Origin of the sequence: Rhizobium rhizogenes NBRC 13257 (assembly GCF_000696095.1) — a bacterium.
Lineage (GTDB): Bacteria > Pseudomonadota > Alphaproteobacteria > Rhizobiales > Rhizobiaceae > Rhizobium > Rhizobium rhizogenes.
Genome location: NZ_BAYX01000034.1, coordinates 1 through 7,420 on the forward strand (window position 1 = coordinate 1; position 7,420 = coordinate 7,420).

Consider the following 7,420-nt stretch of genomic DNA (forward strand, 5'->3'; position numbering starts at 1 on the left):
TCAAATTCCGCACATTTGCTGATCCATGCGCCAACGCCCATCCGCAGGTTTAAAATGACAATCTGCGCCGATCATGTCGCCCGTTGCGATATGCCGTCACGTGGCGCATTTATCATTCTACGATTGTAGCAAAAGTATGATATACAACCTAATTGCATTGGTTTTCATCAATGGCTATAGGGACCACTCAATTGAACGAAGAGACGGCTGAACTTTCCGCTGTACTCCTATCGGCGATGGCCCATCCGATACGGCTCGCGATTCTTATGCTCCTCACCGGCGAGGAGCTAGCCGTCAACGCCGTGGCTTCACGTCTAGGCATAAGCCGTGCGCTGGCTTCGCAGCACTTGGGAAGGCTGAGAATACAACGCTTGGTGACGACCCGCAGGGAGAAGCGCACAGTCTATTATTACAGTCAGTCCCAGGCCGCAGGCGCGGTCCTACGCGCATTGAACAAAACCCTTTTCATGGCTTAAGTCATCATGAAGGCACCGTAACCTTAACCGAGCAGCGATCAAAATGTGAGCTCTAGCGGAGTGATCAGATCAGCTCGCAATCCTCTTTATCGTCGTCACCGATCTCCAGCTGACGTGATTGCTCATGCGGTGTGGCTCTATTACCGGTTTCCGCTGAGCTGCGTGACGTTGAAGACTTGCTTGCCGAGCGTGGCATCGATGGAGAGCATGAGGAATTGTGGGGCGGGGAAAAAAGAGTAATCCCGCAGCATTGGATTTCGACAAGGCTAGCGGGATTGAAGAAGGCGAGACGAACCGGGGTAGAGGCAACAGGTGGAAGCACATTGCCTACGGCGAACGCTCCAGGTCTGGTGAGCGGATATCCTCGGCCTTCGTCGAGGCGACCGTAAATGCCGTTATCTCCAAGCGTTTTGTCAAGAAGCAGCAGATGCAATGGAGCAGGACTGGTGCACATCTCCTGCTGCAAACCCGGACCCAGACGCTCGGCGGCTGCCTGCATTCGACCTTCCGGCAATGGTACCTCGGGCATCGCGAAGAACAATCATAAGCACGACGAAATGGCGCGTGCCGCCTGACCGCCCCACAATTCCTTGTGCTCCCCTTAGTGCTTAAGAAGCGGTCAGCACATACGCTGTCCATGACAGGAGATTGCCCTTTATCGGTGCACCGGCGTTAGAAAGACCCTCCAGGAAGATTGCCCGATACTACACGTCTCGACCTTCCCAAGAGAAGAGGCGCCCGAAGGATGGCAACTGCCCTTTCCGCAGCACAAGGCAGCTACAATCTAGAAGCGCCGTACGGGGCGGCCTGATAGCGGGATGCCGGCTTCCCGCTTTGCGTCGCTGCAAAAAGGTCGTTTCGTGCGATATCGAAAGAAGACCACAGCTCAAGATTCTCTACCGAAGGGAGGGTAACAAGTTCACCCTTGTCGAAGCCTGTCAGGGCAGCGTCCACCAGTTCGGTTGTCGTCATGACGAGCTCGGGGTCAAAAGCTGAAAGCGGAATGCCCGCTTGATCGTAGAACTCCGTGGCGGTTCCGGCCGGCAGAACGGTCTGCACTTTCACGCCGGTGCCAGCCAGCTCTTCCTGGAGGCCACGGCTAAAGCTTAGAACAAACGCCTTCGTTGCACTGTAGAGCGACGTGATCGGCAGGGAATGCAACGCCATCACCGAAGCGATGTTGATGATCGCGCCGCTGTTGCGGGCGACGAAGTGAGGAAGTGCCGCGCGTGTCAACCGCGTCAATGCGATCACGTTCAGCGCGATCGTCGACATCGTATCGTCGTGCGAAATGTCCGCCGTTTTCCCGAGCTTTCCGTTTCCCGCGTTGTTCACGAGTAGAGTGATGCGGCTGTCTGAACGCAGGATATTTTCGACATCGGCGACATCGGATTCCGCAGTGAGATCGGCTTCCCGGATCTCGACCTTTGATCCATAGAGGCTCGAAAGGTCAGTCGCATGTTTGTTGAGCCGGTCAATGCGCCGAGCCACCAGAATGAGATCATATCCGCGTTTTGCAAGGCGTTCGGCATAGACCGCGCCAATGCCGGAAGACGCACCGGTGATGAGGGCCACGGGCTTTTCAGAGTTGGTCATACTTATCGCTCCATGTTTTATAATGACCATTAAACATCATCAGTTGACGACGGCTGTCAAACCTTATTTAATGATCATTATGAAACCTAGGAAATCGCCCAGTGGCGGCCGCCCGAGAGAGTTCGATCGTGATGCGGCACTGGAAACCGCGATGCGACTGTTTTGGCGGCACGGCTATGAAGGTGTCTCCTTCCAACAACTCACCGCCGCCATGGGACTTGCGGCACCTAGCCTTTATGCGGCCTTCGGAAACAAACGCGCGCTTTATCTTGAAGCTGTCGACAGATATGGAAGGCTGCGAGGCGCGACGGATCTCTCCTTCATGGATCAGTACGAGACTGTCGACGAGGCGGTGCTCGCTCTCCTGAACGCGACGGCGCACGGCCTGAGCGATCCGTCCACCGAAGCGGGCTGCATGCTCAACATGGGCATGCTGACAAGTCATCCCGACCACGCCGAAATCGCAACGGAGCTTTCGGACCGTCGAACGGCCTTCACAGCATTGCTTGCGCAGAAGCTGCAGCGCTGGCTGGACAGGGAAGCTGCGGCTGACGGAGCAGTTTATCTATCCGCGGTCATTCAAGGCATGGCGGTGCAGGCCCACGACGGGGCCGGTCGCGAGCGACTTGAAATGCTTGCCAAACTGGCTGTCAGGGCTGTCCGATAATCCCACCCTCGCCGCGAAAGCGGTCTCGCCGTTGATCATGTGTCACCGGCTCCTTTGCAAAGGTCAGGCTGCTTCTTTGCCGGCAATACCAGACCGTGGCGGAACTGAACGAACTAACGGTGGCGTTGAGACCGAGGACCTCAGGCGGCGAGGTGGTCGAGGATTACGGCCATGTCGGACTGACCTTGCGCAGTCATCACCTTTCCTTCCTGCGCGCCGATCTAGAGAAACGCCGTATTGTCACCTGTCGCGAGGCGATGCAGGCCCGGGATGGCACATGGCTTGAGGCTGCCGGCCTCGTGCTCGTTCGCCAGCGGCCGGGTTCCGCCAAGGGGGTGATGTTCATCACCATCGAGGACGAAACCGGCATTGCCAACCTCGTCGTCTGGCTAAAAACCTTCGAAAAATACCGCCGTGTCGTGCTCGGCGCCGGCATGATCGGTGTCTATGGCCGTATCCAACGGGAAGGGGACGTCGTGCATCTTGTGGCGCATCGGCTGACGGATCTGTCGGCGGAGCTGGCAAGCGTTGGCGATCGCGATGCGGCGTTTCCGCTGCCGCATGGGCGAGGGGATGAGTTTCATCATGGGTCGCCGGTGGCGGATCCGCGCGGGTTTCCGAAGTGGCCGCGGGCGCGGGATATCGTCGATCCCTATCTGCATTTGGATGCGATCAAGGTGAAGACGCGGGATTTCAGGTAGGCGGCGACGGAGTGGTTGCCGGTTCAGATCGCTTCTACCCCTTTAAGCCCATCCGCTATAGGGCTATCGCGGACGCTTGCGGTTAATGCGCTCAACGACCGCTCCGCGCCCTCGTTTCTGTCCGTCGCGCGGCCTTGGTGAATACCGAAAGCAGCCCTTCTGCTTTGGTCGGTGCTACAACCGAAACGGGGTGGCTAGCCGTTGGTCAGCTTTCTGGGCGGTACGGGCAAGAGTGGATCGCCTGGCGCGTTGACATTGGTCAGAGGTCCATTATTTATACGTTGTATAATTACGGAGACGAAGATGGTCACCGGACACGTATTTATCGCAACCAGCCTTGATGGATTTATCGCCCGCGAAAGTGGCGACATCGATTGGTTGCTAAAGCACGACCAAGCTGGCGAGGATCATGGCTATAACGATTTCATAAGCGATATCGACGTTATCGTAATGGGGCGAGGCACTTACGAGGCGGTCCGAGGCATGGGTGACTGGTTCTATACCCGCCCGGTCCTGGTTTTGTCGGCGCAGTTTGCACGACAGGCAGTGCCCTCCGAGCTCGAAGGAAAGGTGCGCTTTTCGGCAGAGTCACCTGAACAAGCGATGGCGACGCTTCAATCCGAGGGCGCACGACGTGCCTATGTGGATGGAGGACGCATCATTCAATCTTTCCTCGCGCTTGACATGATCAACGACATGGTGATCACGAGGGTGCCAATCTTGCTCGGTACTGGCCGCCCTCTTTTTGGCGGCGGTCAGCGGGATGTGGCGCTTGCGCACAAGGGCACAAGGTCTTTTCCTTCCGGGTTGGTCCAATCTCATTATGAAGTCATGAAATGACAGCAAGGGGGCGAGGTCGGCCACCAGCCGGCGAAAAGACCGTTCTGCCGGAGAGCATTCTTTCTGAGGCTTTGAGCATCCTCAATGCCGACGGCCTCGACGGCTTGAGTATGCGCACTTTGGCAACACGCGTGGGCATCAATCCCATGACGATATATTACCACTTCAAGGATCGGGATGGGCTGATCAAGTCGCTAGCGGAGTGGATATATGCGGACGTCGCGGCACCTGAAACGGGCGATGCACTTGCACGTGCCCGCAGTCTCCTTACAGCCTACTACGCCAAGGTGGTGCTCTACCCCGCTCTGACCTTGGCGATATTTGCCCGGCCAGCCGTTTTCCCCGATCACGCCAAGAGGATAACTCGTGAGTTGATGAGCTTCTTGAGCGAACGCAATCACTCCTCACAGCGCTCGTCGCGTTGGACGCATATCCTTGTTGACTACACTCATGGTGCCGCCCTCGCTGTAGCTACCCAGGATGAAAGCACAGGGCTGCCCCCAAGGGGAGCAATGCTGGATGATTTTGAAAGCGGACTTGACGAGCTACTGGAAGCGTTCAGGCGCTCTTCCGATCACCCGAGCGTCTAGATCAAGTTTTTGTCCCTTTGCGAGCACAGAAATAAGGCTTGCGTCCTAAGCATAGGCGAGGCACCAGCCGGGACCGCGAACCCAACATTGCTCGGCCGGCACCTCATCAGTACGATACAGCCGCGTCACCCTCTTGTGCTCCCCGCTCTCGAGTGCCGCCGCAAGCGCTTTTTCCGATTCCGTATCGCGCATTCCTTCACAGGGGAAGATAGCCACCGGTGAAATCCATTGCGCGTGAAATTCTTCACCCCTACGCGTCACGAGGAACACTGCCCCGCGAAGGTGCATGTTGCTCCAATTGCTGCTGGTAAAACCAAGATCGGTTGAAAGCGGAAGGACCAGCCTGCCGCCATCATTGAGCCGGTCCAGCCAGATATCCGCCGGGTGAGTTGCTCCAGCGTTCACATAGATCACATCGGCCGAATTGAAAGCCACCGAACTACCATCTCCTTGAACCACGGAAACGTTCCGATGCGCGGTGAGATTTGCTTTCGCTCGCGCAGCAAGCTCCGGCTCGAACTCGATCGCCGTCACCACGCCGGATGTGGCAACGAGGTTCGCCATGATCGCAGAATAGTACCCAACACCAGCGCCAATATGCACGATATGCTCGCCAGACCGCGGCGCAGCCTGCGAAAGCAGGAATGCATGAAGTGACGGTTGCCCGTTGTTGATGTGCCGCTCGGGGACGATGCCAACGATGTCATCCGTATAAAGGTAGACCGGATCGGCGGTCGGGGTTGGAACATATGTTTTTCGCATTCGGAAGATCGGCCAAGGACCGGGACCAAGGAAATCTTCTCGCGGCACTTCGGCAAAGGCTGTTTCCACGCGCTCATCTACAACTTGAACAGCCGCTGTGATCTGCTTCGCATAAGCTCGACGCACGATCTTCAATTCGTCCGGTGTCATCAGCAGATAAACTCCAATGAATCGAAAAATTCCCGAAACCTGCGGCGTAGCGGGTGTTCGGATTTCCGCGACTGCCTAAGCGGCCTCGAACACTTCCGGTCGCAGCTTCCCGGCCTTCATGAGGTGCTGCAGAGTATACGACACCGAAAGTGCATCATCGAGTGCATCATGACCCTGTAAGGGTGGATGCTCGACGTTGTAGTAATCGGCAAGCTTGTTGCTTGGGGTCTTTGCCAAATCCTCGATCGGCATCCCGGCCGCGAGCAGGAGCTTGACGGCATTATCAAAACGCCGGGCCGGGATCGGAGCATCAACGCCGGCGATATAGCAGCTGATTGCCACCATATTCAGTTCGTCCTTGCCCCACGACCAAAACCCGGCCCCGCCTGAAAAACTGTCGATGCCGGATAGTGCGTCCTGCAACGTCACGCCTTCCGTTTCGATAGCCTCTTCGGTGATACCAGTCAGCTTCGTGAAAAAGGGATCGAGCGCGTATCGGTTGCCAAATCGATCGATCGGCTGGACATAGGCCTTGTAGGTACCAAGGATCGGAAAGTCGCTTTCCAGCCCAAGCTTTACCGCGCCGATCTGCACGATGACCGGATCGGGATCGTGGGCGGCACACCAAAATCTGCGTTGTGACCCTTCAAGGCACAGGAATTCACAGTCAAATATTATTGCAGTTTTCAAAGGTCCCTTCCTCTCTTGCAAAGCTCTCGGGCGTTGCCGCGAAGCGCATCATTGGATCACTTTGCGAAGTTGCACACTTTCGAAATCGCCAGCTTCGAATTCAAAAGGTGAAAAGCCGAGTTTCTGATAGAATCCGACCGCATCCGGAGCGGAATGCACCAGAAGTGTTGATTTCCGCCAGGGAGTGATCCAATGCGCATTTTGCGGTGACCCACGTAGATACCACTAATTTGTTGGGATATTTCGCTTTTCTTCGCTCGCGTAGGGGCATGCGAAAGTGGCAAAAAGGGTCAAATCGTACTGATATTCAACATGCCTAGTCCTGTGACGCCTCCCGCCTCGGCAGAGATTTCGCGTGGGCTGCCGCTTCACCGGAATAGGGGAAGTCTTCCCCGAGTTGACGGTCGCCCTCGTAGACCTTGAAGATGGGGCCATCGACTTCAACAATCTTATAACCGTTCACGTATTCAATCTTCGGCGTTTTCCAACCCACTAGGAGCTCTCCTTCTTAAGGGCCGGCATTTCCTGCCCGGGTAGGTGATAACGGACAGCCCATATTTACCAGTTTATCAGGTGCTTGGACAAAGGCCTAATGTTCTGATGCCGGGCCCGCGGTTCGTTTCCGTTCAAGACCGCCAGTATTGGAAGCCTCGAAGATAGCCAATGAAGTCACCTCGACGCCGCGTTTTATGACGATCCTTCCCCGACCGTGAGTAGAGCGGCGGATTGAAATGGATCAGTGGGACAGGGTCCCCGCTCAATGGACTGCTCAGCTTTCCGATTGGGAGGTCTAGCGCGAGCTCATCTCACAACTCGGAGCGGAATCAATACTCCATCCGTGCCACAGGGCGTATTCTGGTACGACTCTTCGAAAGACGAGCCTAGAAGCGATCGAGTTGCTGCAAGGCCTTGAACGAGCGTCCCAGCGTGCCTCAGGCGCGTATCTGG

8 protein-coding genes and 3 pseudogenes are annotated in these 7,420 nt (G+C 56.4%); 7 read left to right on the forward strand and 4 right to left on the reverse strand.

Translation table 11 applies throughout. The features are described 5' to 3' along the window. Window positions 1-170 precede the first annotated feature (170 nt). The 3 genes and pseudogenes from RRH01S_RS35300 to RRH01S_RS32875 form a co-directional block, all read left to right on the forward strand. Window positions 171-476 (forward strand): ArsR/SmtB family transcription factor, encoded by a 306-nt coding sequence (locus RRH01S_RS35300; RefSeq protein ID WP_051696850.1) that lies wholly within the window; start codon window positions 171-173, stop codon window positions 474-476. A 63-nt stretch (window positions 477-539) separates the two neighbouring features. Next, window positions 540-673, forward strand: a pseudogene (locus RRH01S_RS33880) (IS6 family transposase); the annotation flags it as partial. A 131-nt stretch (window positions 674-804) separates the two neighbouring features. Next, a pseudogene (locus RRH01S_RS32875) lies at window positions 805-1,023 on the forward strand (ISKra4 family transposase); the annotation flags it as partial. Between the two features lie 230 nt (window positions 1,024-1,253). On the opposite strand, the gene RRH01S_RS32880 reads toward RRH01S_RS32875, so the two are convergent. Continuing rightward, on the reverse strand, window positions 1,254-2,072 hold the full coding sequence (locus tag RRH01S_RS32880) for an SDR family NAD(P)-dependent oxidoreductase (RefSeq protein WP_034520800.1): 819 nt from the start codon (window positions 2,070-2,072) through the stop codon (window positions 1,254-1,256). A 151-nt stretch (window positions 2,073-2,223) separates the two neighbouring features. On the opposite strand from RRH01S_RS32880, the gene RRH01S_RS32885 reads away from it, so the two are divergent. The 4 genes and pseudogenes from RRH01S_RS32885 to RRH01S_RS32900 all read left to right on the forward strand — a co-directional run bounded on the left by RRH01S_RS32885 (window position 2,224) and on the right by RRH01S_RS32900 (window position 4,870). Beyond that, window positions 2,224-2,739, forward strand: a complete 516-nt coding sequence (locus RRH01S_RS32885; RefSeq protein ID WP_229202699.1) for a TetR/AcrR family transcriptional regulator — start codon at window positions 2,224-2,226, stop codon at window positions 2,737-2,739. 80 nt (window positions 2,740-2,819) lie between these two features. Next, window positions 2,820-3,440, forward strand: a pseudogene (locus RRH01S_RS32890) (OB-fold nucleic acid binding domain-containing protein); the annotation flags it as partial. A 303-nt stretch (window positions 3,441-3,743) separates the two neighbouring features. Further along, on the forward strand, window positions 3,744-4,280 hold the full coding sequence (locus RRH01S_RS32895; protein WP_034520802.1) for a dihydrofolate reductase family protein: 537 nt from the start codon (window positions 3,744-3,746) through the stop codon (window positions 4,278-4,280). Then, window positions 4,277-4,870, forward strand: coding sequence for a TetR/AcrR family transcriptional regulator (locus RRH01S_RS32900; protein WP_034520804.1), 594 nt, complete (start codon window positions 4,277-4,279; stop codon window positions 4,868-4,870). The genes RRH01S_RS32895 and RRH01S_RS32900 overlap by 4 nt, the downstream gene beginning before the upstream one ends. A gap of 45 nt (window positions 4,871-4,915) precedes the next feature. On the opposite strand, the gene RRH01S_RS32905 is transcribed toward RRH01S_RS32900, so the two are convergent. From RRH01S_RS32905 to RRH01S_RS34610, 3 genes are all read right to left on the reverse strand, one after another. Next, window positions 4,916-5,782 carry a protein-L-isoaspartate O-methyltransferase family protein gene (locus RRH01S_RS32905; RefSeq protein ID WP_015918098.1) on the reverse strand — a complete coding sequence of 289 codons (867 nt, stop codon included), beginning with the start codon at window positions 5,780-5,782 and terminating at the stop codon, window positions 4,916-4,918. A gap of 75 nt (window positions 5,783-5,857) precedes the next feature. After that, complete coding sequence (locus RRH01S_RS32910) at window positions 5,858-6,472, reverse strand: 3'-5' exonuclease (RefSeq protein ID WP_015918097.1); 615 nt, start codon at window positions 6,470-6,472, stop codon at window positions 5,858-5,860. Between the two features lie 316 nt (window positions 6,473-6,788). Next, on the reverse strand, window positions 6,789-6,935 hold the full coding sequence (locus tag RRH01S_RS34610) for a hypothetical protein (protein ID WP_165586826.1): 147 nt from the start codon (window positions 6,933-6,935) through the stop codon (window positions 6,789-6,791). Window positions 6,936-7,420: the final 485 nt, after the last annotated feature.